Source organism: Enterococcus innesii (assembly GCF_022846515.1).
Lineage (GTDB): Bacteria > Bacillota > Bacilli > Lactobacillales > Enterococcaceae > Enterococcus_D > Enterococcus_D innesii.
Map to the genome: position 1 here is coordinate 1969353 of NZ_AP025635.1, position 17724 is coordinate 1987076.

At 44.1% G+C, this 17724-nt stretch carries 15 protein-coding genes; 14 read left to right on the plus strand and 1 reads right to left on the minus strand.

Translation table 11 applies throughout. From position 1 onward, the window contains the following. The first annotated feature begins 159 nt into the window (after window positions 1-159). The 13 genes from dnaN (at window position 160) to ENLAB_RS09275 (ending at window position 14923) form a co-directional block, all read left to right on the plus strand. Entirely contained in the window at window positions 160-1290 is a 1131-nt protein-coding gene (gene dnaN / locus ENLAB_RS09215) for a DNA polymerase III subunit beta (protein WP_216682123.1), read from the plus strand. A gap of 222 nt (window positions 1291-1512) precedes the next feature. After that, window positions 1513-1752: a S4 domain-containing protein YaaA gene (gene yaaA / locus ENLAB_RS09220; RefSeq protein WP_077453248.1), complete on the plus strand. Its 240-nt coding sequence runs from the start codon at window positions 1513-1515 to the stop codon at window positions 1750-1752. Further along, entirely contained in the window at window positions 1739-2851 is a 1113-nt protein-coding gene (recF, locus tag ENLAB_RS09225) for a DNA replication/repair protein RecF (RefSeq protein WP_077453246.1), read from the plus strand. The genes yaaA and recF overlap by 14 nt, the downstream gene beginning before the upstream one ends. 5 nt (window positions 2852-2856) lie before the next feature. Next, a complete protein-coding gene (gyrB, locus tag ENLAB_RS09230) occupies window positions 2857-4806 on the plus strand; it encodes a DNA topoisomerase (ATP-hydrolyzing) subunit B (RefSeq protein ID WP_140966360.1) in 1950 nt (649 codons plus the stop codon). A 23-nt stretch (window positions 4807-4829) separates the two neighbouring features. After that, window positions 4830-7340 carry a DNA gyrase subunit A gene (gene gyrA, locus ENLAB_RS09235; protein ID WP_244350792.1) on the plus strand — a complete coding sequence of 837 codons (2511 nt, stop codon included), beginning with the start codon at window positions 4830-4832 and terminating at the stop codon, window positions 7338-7340. Window positions 7341-7603: 263 nt separating this feature from the next. Further along, window positions 7604-7903, plus strand: coding sequence for a 30S ribosomal protein S6 (gene rpsF, locus ENLAB_RS09240; protein ID WP_005226363.1), 300 nt, complete (start codon window positions 7604-7606; stop codon window positions 7901-7903). Between the two features lie 43 nt (window positions 7904-7946). Beyond that, window positions 7947-8471: a single-stranded DNA-binding protein gene (ssb, locus tag ENLAB_RS09245; protein WP_005226365.1), complete on the plus strand. Its 525-nt coding sequence runs from the start codon at window positions 7947-7949 to the stop codon at window positions 8469-8471. 23 nt (window positions 8472-8494) lie between these two features. Further along, complete coding sequence (gene rpsR, locus ENLAB_RS09250; protein ID WP_005226367.1) at window positions 8495-8731, plus strand: 30S ribosomal protein S18; 237 nt, start codon at window positions 8495-8497, stop codon at window positions 8729-8731. A 239-nt stretch (window positions 8732-8970) separates the two neighbouring features. After that, window positions 8971-10419, plus strand: coding sequence for a GGDEF domain-containing protein (locus ENLAB_RS09255; RefSeq protein WP_244350793.1), 1449 nt, complete (start codon window positions 8971-8973; stop codon window positions 10417-10419). A 15-nt stretch (window positions 10420-10434) separates the two neighbouring features. Beyond that, entirely contained in the window at window positions 10435-10887 is a 453-nt protein-coding gene (gene rplI / locus ENLAB_RS09260) for a 50S ribosomal protein L9 (protein WP_005226371.1), read from the plus strand. A 108-nt stretch (window positions 10888-10995) separates the two neighbouring features. Continuing rightward, entirely contained in the window at window positions 10996-12366 is a 1371-nt protein-coding gene (dnaB, locus tag ENLAB_RS09265) for a replicative DNA helicase (protein WP_005226374.1), read from the plus strand. A gap of 248 nt (window positions 12367-12614) precedes the next feature. Next, a complete protein-coding gene (locus ENLAB_RS09270; protein WP_244350794.1) occupies window positions 12615-13907 on the plus strand; it encodes an adenylosuccinate synthase in 1293 nt (430 codons plus the stop codon). 140 nt (window positions 13908-14047) lie between these two features. After that, window positions 14048-14923, plus strand: a complete 876-nt coding sequence (locus ENLAB_RS09275) for a DegV family protein (RefSeq protein WP_244350795.1) — start codon at window positions 14048-14050, stop codon at window positions 14921-14923. 99 nt (window positions 14924-15022) lie between these two features. On the opposite strand, the gene ENLAB_RS09280 is transcribed toward ENLAB_RS09275, so the two are convergent. Then, entirely contained in the window at window positions 15023-16645 is a 1623-nt protein-coding gene (locus tag ENLAB_RS09280) for an ABC-F family ATP-binding cassette domain-containing protein (protein WP_081117596.1), read from the minus strand. Window positions 16646-16853: 208 nt separating this feature from the next. Here ENLAB_RS09280 and ENLAB_RS09285 point away from each other — a divergent pair, with 208 nt between their 5' ends. Continuing rightward, window positions 16854-17672, plus strand: a complete 819-nt coding sequence (locus ENLAB_RS09285) for a ZIP family metal transporter (protein ID WP_081117597.1) — start codon at window positions 16854-16856, stop codon at window positions 17670-17672. Window positions 17673-17724: the final 52 nt, after the last annotated feature.

The following is a 17724-nucleotide window of genomic DNA, read 5'->3' on the forward strand; positions in this document are numbered from 1 at the left end:
TCTGTGGATAATAAATAAAAAACCAAAAAAGTTGTCCACAAGTTATTCACAGGCGTTTTCGTTAGTCTAATCACTCTTTTCTCTAGTTATCCACATTACTAACAAGCCTATTACTACTATTACTTTTATTTAATAACTATAAATTAAAGGAGTATCGCTATGAAGCTAACTTTAAACCGAACAGAGTTCATGCAAGAATTACAAACTGTCCAACGGGCAATTTCAACCAAAACCACCATCCCGATCTTAACTGGGGTAAAATTGTCCCTTTCAGAAAAAGGATTGACCATGACTGGGAGCAATGCCGATATTTCCATTGAAACTTTTTTAAGTGTGGAAAACGAAAAAGCGCAAATGCAAATCGAAAAAACAGGAGCGATCGTTTTACAAGCACGTTTCTTTAGTGAAATCGTTCGTCGTTTGCCTGAAAGTACCTTAACGTTAGAAGTTTTAGACAATAATCAAGTAGCGATCACTTCTGGAAAAGCCAACTTTACCGTCAACGGCTTAGATGCCGATAGTTATCCACATTTACCAGTTGTCGAAAGTCAAAACTCGATCGAGATTCCAGCGCACGTATTGAATAAGGTCGTTAGTGAAACAGTCTTTGCGGTTTCGCAACACGAAAGCCGTCCGATCTTGACTGGGGTCCACTTTGTCTTAGAAAATCAAAAATTATTAGCTGTTGCGACGGACTCACACCGTCTGAGCCAACGGGTGATTCCCTTGGAAAGCGGGGAAACAGCCTTCAATATCGTGATTCCCGGCAAAAGCTTAACGGAACTTTCTCGTTCCTTAACGGATGAGGAAGAAGCGATCCAAATCAGCATTATGGATAACCAAGTATTGTTCCAAACGAAAACTATGAAATTCTATTCTCGTTTATTGGAAGGAACTTACCCAGATACCAATCGTCTGATCCCTTCAAGCTTCAATACTGAAATTGAATTTTCTGTGCCAGAATTGTTACAAGCTATCGAACGGGCGTCATTGCTTTCTCATGAAGGCCGTAACAACATCGTTCGTTTGGCGATCTCCGAGGAAGCCGTTGTCTTATATGGAAACTCACCAGAAATCGGGAAAGTGGAAGAAGACCTTTCTTTTGAAAAAGTGACCGGCGACCCATTAGAGATCTCTTTTAATCCTGACTATATGAAAGCTGCACTACGAGCATTTGGTGACACCAGCATCGTAATCCGCTTTATTTCAGCGATCCGGCCCTTTACGTTGGAGCCAACAGAGAGCAAAGGCAGCTTTATTCAGCTGATCACACCGGTACGCACCAACTAGTTTTTCATGTCTTTTGAAAAAAGTTGAAACAATCATCTGAAAATGAATAAATGAGTTAAAAGGGCTTAAAATCGTTTTTAAGCCCTTTTTTCTATTTTGGCTTCTTTTTTATCTAAAAGCAGTAAGTCTTCTGAGAATGAAAAATATGCCGATGAATTTGTTTTCTTGGCAAAAAAAGAGTATAATAGAGCTAAACGCTCTTTGATAGAATTGAGGGGAATTATGAAAATGCAAATACCGTTAGAAACGGAATATATGACACTTGGACAAATGCTCAAAGAAGTCAGCGTGATCAGCAGCGGCGGCCAAGCGAAATGGTACCTTGCAGAGCACACCGTTTTTGTCGACGGCGAGCCAGAAAATCGACGAGGGCGCAAATTGTATGCGGGAATGCGTATTGAGCTACCTGATGAAGGTACTTTTTTTATGGTGAAGAAGGAAGACGCCGATGCGGCTGAATGAGTTGCATTTAAGCAATTATCGGAACTATGATTCGCTGACACTGACTTTTGAGAAAGGTCTGGTCATTTTTTTAGGCGAAAACGCGCAAGGAAAAACCAATATCTTAGAAAGCATCTATGTATTGGCGATGACCAAAAGCCACCGCACCTCCAGTGAGCAAGAACTTATTCGCTGGGACACAGAAGGTGCGCGGATCTCTGGCAGTGTCAGTCGGGGACGCTCAACGATCCCGTTAGAACTGTTTTTGTCAAAAAAAGGACGAAAAACGAAAGTAAACCACATTGAGCAAAAAAAGCTCAGTAGTTACATAGGGCAGTTGAATGTCATTTTATTTGCTCCAGAAGACCTCTCCCTTGTAAAAGGAAGTCCCCAAGTCCGCCGCAAATTTCTCGATATGGAAATTGGGCAGATCGATCCAATCTATCTCTATGATCTCGTTCAATACCAATCCGTTTTGAAACAGCGCAATCAATACTTAAAACAGCTGAATGAAAAAAAACAGACCGATGAGATCTATTTAGATGTTTTGACGGAACAGCTGGTGGCTTTCGGCAGTAAAATCATTTTAGCCAGACAACGGTTTGTTCAGCGCTTGGCGTATTGGGCAAATCAGCTGCACCAAAAGATCAGCCAAGGAAAAGAAACCTTGCAGATCGACTACTTATCGAATGTGCCCGGTGAGGCGAATACGCTGGAGGAGATCCAACAGCAATTTGTCAAAGCCTTGGCACAAGTCAAAGACCGTGAACGATTTCGGCAAGTCACGCTGGCAGGTCCCCATCGAGACGATCTGGATTTTTTGATCAATGAGAAAAATGTTCAGACCTTTGGCTCGCAAGGACAGCAGCGAACGACGGCCTTAAGTGTTAAATTGGCAGAAATCGATTTGATGAAAGAAGAAACGGGAGAATATCCCGTCCTTTTATTAGATGACGTCATGAGTGAGCTGGATGATTCCCGACAACTGCATTTATTGGAGACCATTGAAGGAAAAGTTCAGACCTTTCTGACAACGACGACATTAGAACATGTGAAAGACAAAATGTCTGTGGAAGCAGAGATTTTTTATGTAGAGCAAGGACATATTAAAGGAGAATAGACTGAATGACAGAAGAAGAAAAAAGCTTAGTTGAACGTGCGAAAGCCTATGATGCCAGTCAGATCCAAGTGCTGGAAGGGCTAGAAGCCGTCCGCAAACGACCTGGGATGTACATTGGTTCTACCAGTTCAGAAGGTTTGCACCACTTAGTATGGGAAATCGTCGATAACTCGATCGATGAAGCACTAGCAGGCTTTGCCTCAAGTATTCAAGTGATCATTGAACCAGATAATAGTATTACGGTCGTCGATGACGGTCGGGGGATCCCCGTTGATATCCAAGCCAAGACAGGCCGTCCAGCGGTAGAAACCGTCTTTACGATCCTGCATGCCGGCGGGAAATTCGGCGGCGGCGGCTACAAAGTATCTGGTGGACTGCACGGGGTAGGTTCCTCCGTCGTTAATGCGCTATCCACGACTTTAGATGTAAAAGTCTACAAGGAAGGTAAAGTGTATTATCAAGAATACCATCGTGGGGCAGTCGTTGATGACTTAAAAGTGATCGATGAAACCGACCGCCACGGAACGACCGTCCACTTTGTTCCAGATCCAGAGATCTTTACGGAAACAACTGTATTCAATTTTGACAAATTAGCGACGCGGGTTCGGGAATTAGCCTTCTTGAACCGAGGTTTAAAAATCTCGATCGAAGACAAACGGGAAGAAAAACCCGTCTTGAAAGAATATCATTACGACGGCGGGATCAAGAGCTATGTGGAGCATTTGAATGCGAGTAAAACAGTGATTTTCCCAGATCCGATCTATTTAGAAGGAGAGCAACAAGGAATCACGGTTGAAGTTTCCATGCAATATACCGATAGTTACCACAGCAATCTGCTAAGTTTTGCCAACAATATCCATACCTATGAAGGCGGAACCCATGAATTCGGGTTTAAGACTGCCTTGACCCGGGTGATCAATGATTACGCCCGCAAGTCAAAATTGATGAAAGAAAACGACGAAAACCTAACCGGAGAAGATGTTCGGGAAGGGTTGACGGCGGTTATCTCCATCAAGCATCCAGATCCTCAGTTTGAGGGACAAACGAAAACCAAATTAGGAAACTCCGAAGTGCGGACAGTCACCGATCGTCTCTTTTCGGAACACTTCACGAAATTCTTGATGGAAAACCCGAATGTGGGTCGTCAAGTCGTGGAAAAAGGACTTTTGGCATCAAAAGCCCGTCAAGCAGCCAAACGTGCCCGGGAAATGACTCGCCGAAAAGGTGCGTTAGAAATCAGTAACTTACCTGGGAAATTAGCCGACTGTTCCAGTAATGATCCAGAAAAATGCGAATTGTTTATCGTCGAAGGAGATTCTGCCGGCGGTTCAGCAAAACAAGGCCGCAGTCGCGAATTCCAAGCGATCTTACCGATCCGCGGGAAGATTTTAAATGTCGAAAAAGCCAGCATGGACAAAATCTTAGCAAACGAAGAGATCCGTTCATTGTTTACAGCCATGGGAACTGGGTTTGGTGCTGATTTTGATGTAGCAAAAGCCCGTTACCACAAGCTAGTTATCATGACCGATGCCGATGTAGATGGTGCCCATATCCGGACCCTACTTTTGACGCTGTTCTATCGTTATATGCGTCCAATCGTTGAAGCTGGTTATGTCTATATCGCACAACCGCCATTGTACGGTGTCAAACAAGGGAAAAATATCCACTATATCCAACCCGGCAAGAATGCCGAACAAGATTTGAAAAATACGATTGAATCACTGCCTGCGACACCAAAACCAACGGTTCAACGCTACAAAGGTCTAGGGGAAATGGATGACCACCAGTTATGGGAAACCACGATGGATCCTGACAACCGGATGATGCTGCGGGTCAGCGTAGATGATGCCATAGAAGCCGATCAAATTTTTGAAATGCTGATGGGAGATCGCGTCGAACCAAGACGGGCCTTTATCGAAGAAAACGCGCACTACGTGAAAAATCTTGACATCTAGCCAATCGTAGAGGAGGAAACAGCTTGAGTGAAGAAGCAAAACAAAATATTCATGACGTCAATCTGACCAGTGAAATGCGCGAGTCCTTTATCGATTATGCAATGAGTGTAATTGTTGCTAGGGCTTTACCAGATGTGCGGGATGGCTTAAAGCCGGTTCACCGCCGAATTTTATATGGAATGAATGAATTAGGGGTGACACCAGACAAACCCCATAAAAAATCAGCCCGGATCGTCGGCGATGTCATGGGGAAATACCATCCCCATGGTGACAGTGCGATCTATGAATCAATGGTGCGGATGGCACAGCCCTTTAGCTATCGCTACATGCTAGTCGATGGCCACGGAAACTTTGGTTCAGTCGATGGTGACGGTGCCGCTGCGATGCGGTATACCGAAGCCCGCATGAGTAAACTGGCGATGGAGATGCTGCGGGACATCAACAAAGATACTGTTGATTTCCAAAGCAATTATGATGATACAGAACGAGAACCAGCGGTATTACCAGCACGCTTCCCGAACCTTTTGGTCAACGGGACGACGGGAATCGCTGTTGGGATGGCGACCAATATCCCGCCTCATAACTTGAATGAAGTTATTGCAGCCATCGATCTATTGATGGAAAATCCAGAAGTCACAACGAGTGAATTGATGGAAGTCCTACCAGGACCAGATTTCCCAACTGGTGGGATCGTGATGGGGAAATCCGGTATTCGCCGTGCTTATGAAACAGGGAAAGGTTCGATCACTGTTCGCGGGAAAGTCGAAGTGACTGAAATGCCCAACGGTAAAGAACGGATCTTAGTGACTGAATTGCCATATATGGTCAATAAAGCCAAATTGATCGAACGGATCTCTGAGCTGCACCGTGACAAACGGATCGAAGGAATCACCGATCTGCGGGATGAATCGTCTCGTGAAGGCATGCGGATCGTGATCGACGTTCGTCGCGATGTCAGTGCATCGGTGATCTTAAACAATCTCTACAAAATGACTGCACTGCAATCTTCTTTTGGCTTTAATATGTTAGCCATTGAAAAAGGCGTGCCGAAGATTTTGAGCTTGAAACGAATTTTAGAAAACTACATCGAGCACCAACAAGAAGTGGTGACTCGACGAACACAGTTTGATAAAAACAAAGCAGAAGCTCGTGCCCACATCTTGGAAGGGTTACGGATCGCATTGGATCATATCGATGAGATCATTGCTTTGATCCGGGCATCAAATTCTGATGATGAAGCAAAAAATAGCATGATGGAGCGCTTCAAATTGTCCGATCGCCAAGCGCAAGCGATTTTAGATATGCGTTTGCGTCGCTTGACCGGTTTGGAACGCGACAAGATCGAAAACGAGTACCAAGGCTTGTTAGAATTTATCGCTGATTTGACAGACATTCTAGCAAATCCACAACGGGTCCTAGAGATCATCCAAACGGAGTTGCAAGAATTAGGCCAACGCTTTGGCGATGATCGCCGGACTGAATTATTGGTTGGGGAAGTCTTAAGTCTTGAAGATGAAGATTTGATCGAAGAAGAAGAAATCGTCATTACCTTGACGAACAATGGGTACATCAAACGAGTAGCTAAATCTGAATTCCGTGCACAACGCCGCGGCGGACGTGGCGTTCAAGGAATGGGGATCCACGATGAAGACTTCGTGAAGACGTTGGTTTCTTGTTCGACTCATGACACATTACTGTTCTTCACCAATAAAGGGAAAGTTTACAAAGCCAAAGGCTATGAAATTCCTGAATATGGTCGGGCAGCCAAAGGGATCCCTGTGATCAATCTGCTAGGAATCGATTCTAGCGAACGGATCGAAGCGATCATTTCGGCTTCTGGTGGGCCTCAAGAAGGACGCTACTTGTTCTTCACGACGCGTCTAGGTGTGGTTAAACGGACCTCAGTGACGGCCTTTTCAAATATCCGTGCCAATGGTCTGATTGCGATCGGTCTTCGGGAAAATGATGAGTTGGTCAACGTGATCGAAACCCATGGCGAAGATGTCGTGATCATCGGAACCCACGATGGTTACTCGGTGACCTTCAAAGAAGCCCTTGTGCGGGATATGGGCCGGACAGCTGCTGGTGTGCGAGGCATTCGTCTAAGAGACGGAGACTACGTGGTAGGCGCTGCAGTGATCACAGAAGACAGTGAAGTCTTGGTCATCACTGAGAACGGCTATGGCAAGCGTACCAAAGGCTCTGAATACCCAATCAAAGGTCGGGGCGGAAAAGGGATCAAAACAGCCAACATTACGGCGAAAAACGGTCCATTAGCCGGCTTGACGACGGTCAGCGGTGAGGAAGACATCATGGTGATCACCGATAAAGGCGTCTTGATTCGTTTCAATGTAGCGACTGTTTCCCAAACTGGTCGGGCAACCTTAGGGGTTCGTTTGATGAAGATGGAAAACAATGCCAAAGTAGTGACGATGGCAACGGTTGAACCGGAAGTCGAAGAACTAGCGACTGCTGAAGAAACAGCGGGACAAGACGTGCCAGTTGTGGAAGACACCACGGATACACAAGAATAAGCAATACGTTTTCTAGGAAGACAGCAACCTGCGAACCTGCAGCTTGCTGTCTTTTTACTCTTTTTCAAAAAATCGGCAGCAGCTGACGTATTTATCAGTGTAAGCGATTGTTTGCGGTGATGGGTAGATGCAGGGACGCAAAAAAACAGCTTGCAGTAGGGACGAAAAAAGTGTATAATAATTATTTGTGAGTAGTCTAATTAGACCACTCTCTCTGCTCCTAGAAAACTAGGGGCCAAAGTCCACAGGGAGGTGAAAAATCAATGGAAAACACGAAATATGAGATCTTATATATCATTCGTCCAAACATTGATGAAGAAGCAAAAGCCGCATTGATCGCTCGTTTTGACTCAATCTTAACTGATAACGGCGCTGAAGTTATCGAATCAAAAGATTGGCAAAAACGCCGTCTAGCGTATGAAATGGATGGATTCCGTGAGGGTATCTATCACATCGTTAAAGTTTCTTCTTCAACAACTGCAAGTGCAATCAACGAGTTTGACCGTCTTGCGAAAATCAATGATGACATTATCCGTCACATGATTGTCAAAGAAGAAGCATAATATTGTTTCACATGAAACAAAAGCGATGAGGAGATGATGAACTTTGATTAATAATGTTGTACTAGTAGGAAGACTAACCAAAGATCCTGATTTACGTTACACTTCTAATGGCACTGGTGTCGCAACCTTTACCTTGGCGGTAAACCGCAATTTTACCAACCAAAGTGGAGAGCGCGAAGCTGATTTCATCAACTGTGTTATTTGGAGAAAACCAGCGGAAACATTAGCAAACTATGCACGCAAAGGAACTTTATTAGGAGTTACTGGACGTATTCAAACCCGTTCATACGACAACCAACAAGGCCAACGTGTTTATGTAACAGAAGTCGTTGCTGACAACTTCCAATTATTAGAGTCGCGGAATGCTTCCGAGCAAAGACGCACAACTGATAGCGGATCTGGCAGTAACAATACGTATAACTCAAACAGTTCTTCTGGATTTGGTAACAATAACTCAAATCAAACTCAATCCTCTCAACCATCAGGAATGCCTAATTTTGATCGAGACAACTCCGATCCATTCGGAAACTCATCAATCGACATTTCAGACGATGATTTACCATTCTAAGAAATTGATAGGAGGGAAATAGGATGGCACAACAAAGAAGAGGCGGACGCAAACGTCGTAAAGTAGACTACATTGCTGCAAACCATATTGAACATATCGATTATAAAGATATTGAATTACTAAAACGTTTCATTTCAGAACGCGGTAAAATCTTACCACGTCGTGTAACTGGTACTGGTGCGAAAAACCAACGCAAACTTACCATTGCAATCAAACGTGCGCGTATCATGGGATTACTTCCATTCGTAGGCGAAGAATAAATCGAATGATTTTCATTGACAAGTTTCTTTTGAAGCTTGTCAATTTTTTTATCCATCGAAGAAAAAATGTTATTTTATAAACAGATAGAATAACGAATAACAGAAATTTGTTCATAGTTGTTTCACCAAAGAAGTTTCACGTGGAACTTTTTTGCATCAATCGCCTATTTGATTGTTTTATGGTAAAATAAGGAACAAAGCTTCAAAAAAATGGGATGATACATTGAGGGGTAAAAAAGATGGCAGCAATTGGGTTGATTTCAATTGATAATTACGATGATTTGATTGAGAAAAAAGACGACAAACAAGTTTCTTATTTGAACTCGCTGATCACGACATTGATTTCTGATTGGGCAAGTGAGAATCATGTTTTTTACAAACGAATCAATTCCGAGCGGTTTCTTTTCGTCGCGAAGTATTCAGATATTGAGCGGATGAAGGAAGAAAAATTCCAATTTTTGACTAGAGTACGGCAAGTTGCGGAAAAAAATGATCTGGCATTAACGATCAGTATGGGAATCTCCTATGGGGAAGAGTCTTTTGAAGAGATTGGTGAAGTGGCACAAAACAATCTCGACATTGCGTTAGTTCGTGGCGGCGATCAAGTCGTTTTAAAAGAAGCCAAAGAAGAAGCAAAACCGCAATTCTTTGGCGGTAATACGGATGGTACGCCGAAGAGAACGCGTGTTCGTTCTCGTGCCATGAGTACGGCGTTGAGAAAGATTTTTGCTGAAAACCAGCGGATCTTTATCATGGGTCATCGTTACCCGGACATGGATGCTTTAGGTTCGGCTTTTGGGGTGGCTTACATGGCGATGATGAGCGACAAAGAATGCTACATCATTTTAAATCCAAAAGAGATCACCGCCGACATTCAGCGGGCATTGGAAGAATTGAAAAAATACCCCGAGCTGGAACGATTTGTGATCACTGGGGAAGAAGCAGTTAATTTATCAAATGAAGAAAGTGTCTTAGTGATGGTAGATTACCATAAGCCATCGATGTCGATCTCGCAAGCGGTCTATGATGAATTTGACAAAATCGCAGTGATCGATCACCATCGTCGCGGGGATGAGTTTCCCGATAAGCCTTTATTGACGTATATTGAATCTTCCGCATCTTCGGCATCAGAACTAGTAGCAGAATTGATCCAGTATCGTGCTTCTCGCAGATCGCAAGTCCCGAAATTTATTACGACTTCTTTATTAGCGGGCATCTACGTGGATACGAAGAACTTCACGGTGCGAACCACTGGTCGGACCTTTGATATTGCTGGCTATTTGAAAAATCAAGGCGCGGATACCTCATTGGTTCAATACATGTTGAGTACGGATCTCGATTCCTATTTGATGATCAGTGAACTGGTTTCTCGCAGCCAGCATTTCCGAGAAGATATCGTGATTGCTGCAGCGGATGAAGATCGGGTCTACGATAGTGTCACCGTTGCGAAAGCGGCCGATACTCTGCTATCGATCAATGGAATCCATGCGGCGTTTGTCATTACGAAACAGCCTGGAGATTTGATCGGTATCAGTGCTAGAAGCACCGGTAAAGTCAATGTACAAACCTTGATGGAGGCATTAGGCGGCGGCGGACATTTTACCAACGCAGCCACGCAAATAAAAAACAGCAGCATTAGTGATGTAGAAAACCAGCTGCGAGCGGAATTAACGAAAAATGAACAATAACAAGGAGTGACCAAGATGAAAGTTATTTTCTTACAAGATGTCAAAGGCAAAGGCAAAAAAGGCGATATCAAGGAAGTCCCTAATGGCTACGCACAAAACTTCCTGATCAAAAACAACTTAGCTAAACCTGCCAACAATGAAAGCATGGCAGAATTAAAAGGCAAACAAAAAGCCAAAGAAAAACAAGATGCCGAAGTCTTAGCAGAAGCGAAAGAGTTAAAAGCACTTCTTGAAAAAGAAGAAACCGTTGTGAAGATCAATGCTAAAGCAGGGGAAGATGGCCGCTTGTTTGGTTCGATCCCATCAAAACAAATTGCCGATGCCTTGAACAAGCAATACAAAATCAAGATCGACAAACGCAAAATCGAATTGGATCAGCCGATTCGTGCATTAGGGTTTACGCAAGTACCTGTAAAATTGCACCCACAAGTAACAGCAACGATCAATGTTCATACCATTCAAGAATAAGTATTACTCCCAACAGTCACATGTTGGGGTTTTTTTCGGCAAACGTCCAAGCAATCTTGTACTTTGGATGGGAATCTTGTAGAATGAATGGACGAAGGAGCGAATGGCATGAATGAAGTTTGGCAAAATCAAGTTCCCCCACAAGATATTGAAGCGGAACAAGCGGTCCTAGGGGCAGTCTTTTTAGATGCCGATGCGATCATCGATGCAATGGAAGTAATCGCCCCAGAAGATTTTTATCGCCGCAGCCATCAAATAATTTTTCAAGCAATGATCCAGTTGAACGACCGTAGTGAATCGATCGACTTGATCACGTTGAAAGCAGAAATTGAAAAAAGCAATAGTCTTGAAGATGTTGGCGGCCTGACGTATCTGACTGAATTGAGTCAAGCTTCACCATCAGCAGCAAGTATTGCTTATTATGCGAAGATCGTTGACGACAAAGCTACGTTACGCAATCTGATTCAAACAGCGAGCCGTATCGTAACCAAAGGCTTTGAACAAGATGAAGATGTGCAGTCGATCATTGATCAAGCAGAAAAAAGTATTTTAGAAGTATCCGAAAAGCGCAACAGCAATGGCTTCCAATCGATAGCGGAAGTCTTGAATCGGACGATCGAAACGATCGATCAGCTGGCGCAAAACAACGAAGAAATCACCGGATTACCTACGGGTTATGCGGCTTTAGACAAAATGACGGCGGGGCTGCAAAAAGAAGAGCTGATTATTCTGGCTGCCCGCCCCGCGGTAGGGAAAACCGCATTTGCCTTGAATATCGCACAAAATGTCGGAACGAAAACCGATCGTTCCGTGGCGATCTTTAGTCTGGAAATGGGGGCTGAATCATTGGTCAACCGGATGCTTTGTGCGGAAGGCTCGATTGAGGCCAGTCACTTGCGGACGGGGCAGCTCTCAGAAGAAGAGTGGCGGAATTTGATCGTTGCCATGGGCAGTCTTTCTAACGCCAATATCTATATCGATGATACCCCCGGGATCAAGATCTCTGAGATTCGGGCACGTTGTCGGAAACTGGCGCAAGAAAAAGGCAATCTCGGCTTGATATTGATCGACTATTTGCAGTTGATTGAAGGAACGGGTCGCGAAAACCGCCAACAAGAAGTCTCTGAGATCTCTCGCCAATTAAAGAAACTGGCGAAGGAATTGAAAGTGCCGGTGATTGCACTGTCTCAGCTTTCTCGGGGTGTGGAACAGCGACAAGACAAACGTCCTGTTTTAAGTGATATCCGGGAATCAGGGTCGATCGAGCAGGATGCCGATATCGTTGCTTTCTTGTATCGGGATGATTACTACCGCAGTGAAGGCGACGATGACGATGAACCAGAGGAACAACAAAACAACAATGTGATCGAAGTCATTATTGAAAAAAACCGGAGTGGTGCCCGGGGGACGGTCGAACTTCTATTCATCAAAGAATACAATAAATTCTCCTCGGTCTCGCCACGAGAAGAGTTCGGGTAAGACAACTAGCTATCTGAGAAACACTAGCTCTTGCTACCATCCGCATCGCGCTGATGGTAGTAGGGCTTTTTTTATGTGCCGACTTTATTCGTTTTTACGTGTATAAATAATTATTGAGAAGAAAATAGTTCGTTTTTTACCCCTGAAAAATGAGAATTTAAAACGATTATTCGATTTTAGATTGAAAGAGCTTGCGAATCTTGTTACAATACTTAAGGAATGCACTAATTAAAGAAAGAGGTCATTATATGTCATCTGTAGTAGTAGTAGGTACACAATGGGGCGATGAAGGTAAAGGAAAGATTACGGACTTTTTGAGTGAAAACGCGGAAGTCATTGCACGTTATCAAGGTGGAGACAATGCCGGCCATACGATTAAATTTGACGGTGTGACCTATAAACTGCATTTGATTCCTTCTGGGATCTTTTATGCAGATAAAATCAGTGTCATTGGAAACGGGGTCGTTGTGAACCCGAAATCATTAGTTAAAGAATTAGCATACTTGAAAGAAAACAATATAATAACAGAAAACTTAAAGATCTCTGATCGTGCTCATGTTATTTTACCTTACCATATCCATTTGGATCAGCTGCAAGAAGATGCCAAAGGTGACAACAAGATCGGTACTACGATCAAAGGGATTGGACCAGCCTATATGGATAAAGCGGCCAGAGTCGGCATTCGGATCGCTGATCTTTTAGACAAAGAAATTTTTGAAGAACGTCTGCGTATCAACTTAGAAGAAAAAAATCGTCAATTCGTGAAAATGTTTGACGCAGAGCCAATCGCCTTTGAAGCCATTTTTGAAGAGTATTACGAATATGGCCAACAAATCAAAAAATATGTGACGGATACTTCGGTGATCCTTAACGATGCCTTAGATGAAGGCAAACGGGTTTTATTTGAAGGGGCACAAGGCGTGATGCTGGATATCGACCAAGGAACCTATCCTTTCGTGACATCATCCAACCCCGTTGCTGGGGGAGTCACTATTGGTAGTGGTGTGGGTCCTTCAAAAATCAACAAAGTCGTTGGTGTCTGCAAAGCTTACACCTCTCGGGTAGGAGATGGTCCTTTCCCAACGGAACTGTTTGATGAAACAGGTGAACAAATTCGTAAGATCGGTCGTGAATACGGAACAACGACAGGACGTCCTCGCCGTGTGGGCTGGTTTGATACCGTCGTGATGCGCCATTCAAAACGTGTTTCAGGGATCACGAACCTATCCCTTAACTCGATCGATGTCTTGAGCGGCTTAGAAACCGTGAAAATTTGTACCGCTTATGAACTAGACGGCGAATTGATCTATCATTACCCAGCAAGCTTGAAAGAGTTGAACCGCTGCAAACCGGTCTACGAAGAACTTCCTGGCTGGTCTGAAGACATTACTGGCTGCAAAACATTGGCAGATCTGCCAGAAAATGCACGCAATTACGTTCACCGCATCTCTGAATTAGTCGGTGTCCGCATTTCGACCTTCTCGGTAGGACCAGACCGCAGCCAAACCAACATCTTAGAAAGTGTTTGGGCGCAAATCTAACCTGACGCAAAAGCATCAGAACAAGACAAAGAACTCCTACGTCAAAAGCAGTCAACGATATGTTTGGCTGCTTTTGATGAGAATTTCTTCTGTCTTGTTCTTTTTTTGCTATAATAGGGGGTAACGAGAGGGGTGAAACCATGTTTCAAATCATGACAGATTCCTGCTGTGATTTACCAGCAGCAAGATTAGCGGAGCTAGATGTCGCCTATATTCCAATGCTGATTGAATTAGACGGCAAAGAATATATCGATGATATGGGCAAAGAATTTGATACGGAATGGTTTTTAGGAAAACTAAAAGAGCATGCGCAACCGACGACTTCTCAAATCAATGTCGGACGTTATATGGAATATTTTCGGCCATATGTCGAAGCGGGCACACCGGTCCTTTATTTAGGTTTTTCTTCAGGAATGAGCGGCTCATTCCAAAGTGCCGTCCAAGCCGTAGCCTTACTAAAAGAAGAATACAAAGAAGTTGCGATCACCTTGATCGATACGCGCTCAGCTAGTTTAGGGGAAGGCTTCTTAGTGGCTGAAGCAGCCCAACAAAAAGTCCAAGGACGTTCGTTGCTGGAAGTCAGCCAATGGGTAGAAGAAAACAAACTGCGTTTAGATTCATGGGTCACCGTCGATGATTTAAAACAGTTGGAACGCGGCGGCAGAATCTCTAAAACGGCGGCAGCGATCGGCGGATTGCTGAACGTGAAACCAATCATTACCGTCGATACTGCGGGAAAATTACGCAGCGTTGATCGAGTGCGGGGACGCAACAAAGCGATCCAAAAAATCGTGGATCAAACCATCGCCAATCTTCACGAATCAAAAACCAATACGGTTTATTTTGCCAATGCCGGCGATGCCGAAGCAGCGGAGAAAGTCATCAAACGTTTGACCGAAAAAGTTCCTGACATTATTATTCATCATTATCCATTAGGTCCAACGATCTCCAGTCATACCGGCTATGGCTGCTTGGCGCTGTTTTCATTCGGCAAAGCCCGTTTAGAACAAGCCTAATCTGCACAAAATGCCTGAAGCACCTAGGCAAAATAAAAGAAACGCTCCAGTTGCAGCCTTGGTGGCGGGCAACTGGAGCGTTCTTTTTTTAAAAGCAGCTTATTGATTCAATTCTGCTACGCGTTTTTGGACATCTTTGTTTTCTAAGAATTCATCGTAGGTCGTTTCGGCACGATCCACCACGCCTTTGCTAGAGACCGCAATGATACGGTTCGCAAGGGTTTGAATAAATTGGTGGTCATGAGAAGCAAACAACAATGAGCCGGTGAAGGCCATCAAACCATCGTTTAATGCGGTGATCGATTCTAAGTCCAAGTGATTGGTTGGATCATCCAACACCAATACGTTGGCTTTTGAAAGCATCATTTTCGACAACATACAGCGAACTTTTTCGCCCCCGGAAAGGACGTTGACGGGTTTTAATACTTCATCACCAGAGAATAACATGCGACCGAGGAAGCTGCGCAAGAAGGTATTGTCGTCTTCTTCTTTGCTTGCGTATTGACGCAGCCAATCAACGATCGGGGTATCCGTATCGAATTCGCTGGTCGTATCTTTTGGCAAGTAGGCATGCTGCGTGGTGACGCCCCAACGAACACTACCTGTATCAGGAGTGATTTCCCCCATGATGACTTTGAATAGCGTCGTGGTGGTGATATCGCTATTGGCAACAAAAGCGACTTTGTCGTCTTTATTCAAGGTGAAAGAGATATTGTCTAAAATCTTTTTGCCGTCGATCGTCACACTGACATTGTCGACTTGCAGCAAGTCATTCCCGATTTCACGTTCTGGTTTAAATCCGACAAACGGATAGCGGCGGGACGAAGGTTGAATATCATCAAGGGTGATTTTATCCAACATTTTTTTCCGAGACGTTGCTTGTTTGGATTTTGATGCATTGGCACTAAAGCGTGCGATAAAGTCTTGCAGTTCTTTGATCTGCTCTTCTTTTTTGGCATTTGATTGGGATTGTAATTTCGCTGCTAATTGGCTTGATTCCAACCAGAAATCATAGTTGCCGACAAACAATTTGATTTTGCCGAAGTCTAGATCGGCCATATGGGTACAAACTTTATTTAAGAAGTGGCGGTCATGGGAAACAACGATGACAGTGTTGTCAAAGTTGATCAGAAACTCTTCTAACCAGTTGATAGATTGGATATCCAATCCGTTGGTAGGCTCATCTAGGAGCAAGACGTCTGGCTTACCGAAAAGGGCTTGTGCGAGTAAGACTTTCACCCGTTGACCAGCAGTTAGATCTTTCATCAAGACATGATGCAATTCATCGGGAATGTTCAAGCCTTGCAAAAGAACGGCTGCTTCTGGCTCCGCTTCCCAACCATCAAGTTCCGCAAATTCGCCTTCAAGTTCGGCGGCACGAATCCCATCTTCATCAGAAAAGTCTTCCTTCATGTAGATCGCGTCTTTTTCTTTCATCACTTCGTAGAGACGTTTATGGCCCATGATAACCGTTTCGATCACTGGAAACTCTTCGTAATCATAGTGGTTCTGTTTCAAGACAGCCATCCGTTCATCAGGACCTAAAGAAACATTCCCGGTCGAAGGTTGGATCTCACCAGATAAAATTTTTAAAAAAGTTGATTTACCAGCACCATTTGCACCAATCAAACCATAACAATTACCAGGCGTAAACTTAATATTAACATCATCAAACAGTTTGCGGTCTGAAAAATGCAAACTTACATCACTTACTGTAATCAATTCTTTTCCTCACTTTATATAAATTGACATGGAGTCTCCTAGCATTATAGCGATGAATGTTGAAACTTTCAAGTAAAGCCGAGGATTTCATCAGGAAAGGCTTAGGGCTGGTGAAAGAAAAATTTTGGCTGCTGTTGCCTTCCTAGTAGAACCTGACGGCTTCCTATGCTAGAGTATTGGTAGAATAGTTAGACAAAGGAGCAGACGAATGGTGGATTGGTTGGTTGGATTGTCGCCATGGCAGCAAGCGCTGGCGGGGACGATCTTTACGTATGGTATGACGGCGTTTGGGGCAGCGCTAGTCTTTTTCTTCAAAGAAATCAATAAAAATGTCCTGAATACGATGCTGGGGTTTGCCTCTGGCGTGATGATTGCTGCTAGTTTCTGGTCGTTATTAGATCCTGCGATCGCACGAGCCGAAGAAAATGGCGACATTCCGTGGCTCGTGGTCAGCATCGGGTTTGGTTTGGGCGGTTTGTTTCTATATGCAGCAGATAAGACGCTCCCGCATATGCATTTTGGTCCAAATCATGAAACAGAAGGTTTGCCCAGTCATTTGAAGCGAACGATCTTGCTGGTCTTTTCCATCACGCTACATAATATCCCAGAAGGCTTGGCGGTAGGGGTAGCGTTTGGGGCGGCGGCTAGTGCCGATGATCCGCGAGCAGCGATCTTAGCGGCGCTTTCGGTAGCGATCGGGATCGGGATTCAGAATTTTCCAGAAGGCGCAGCCGTTTCGATCCCCTTGCGTCAAGAAGGGTTAAGCCGAACCAAAGCCTTTATGTATGGGCAAGCGTCCGGGATCGTAGAACCGATCGCCGGTGTGATCGGGGCTTTGTTGGTAACGAGTATGTCCGCTGTCTTGCCGTATGCGTTGGCTTTTGCAGCGGGTGCTATGATCTATGTAGTGGTGGAAGAATTGATTCCAGAAGCGCAGCAAACCTTGACGAGTCGCCGCCATTTTGCGGTCTTTGGCGTCATGCTAGGCTTTATCTTAATGATGGTTTTAGATGTCGCATTAGGCTGATCGATAAAAAAACACCTGACTGTTGGAAAGTCAGGTGTTTTTGGTTTTCTTG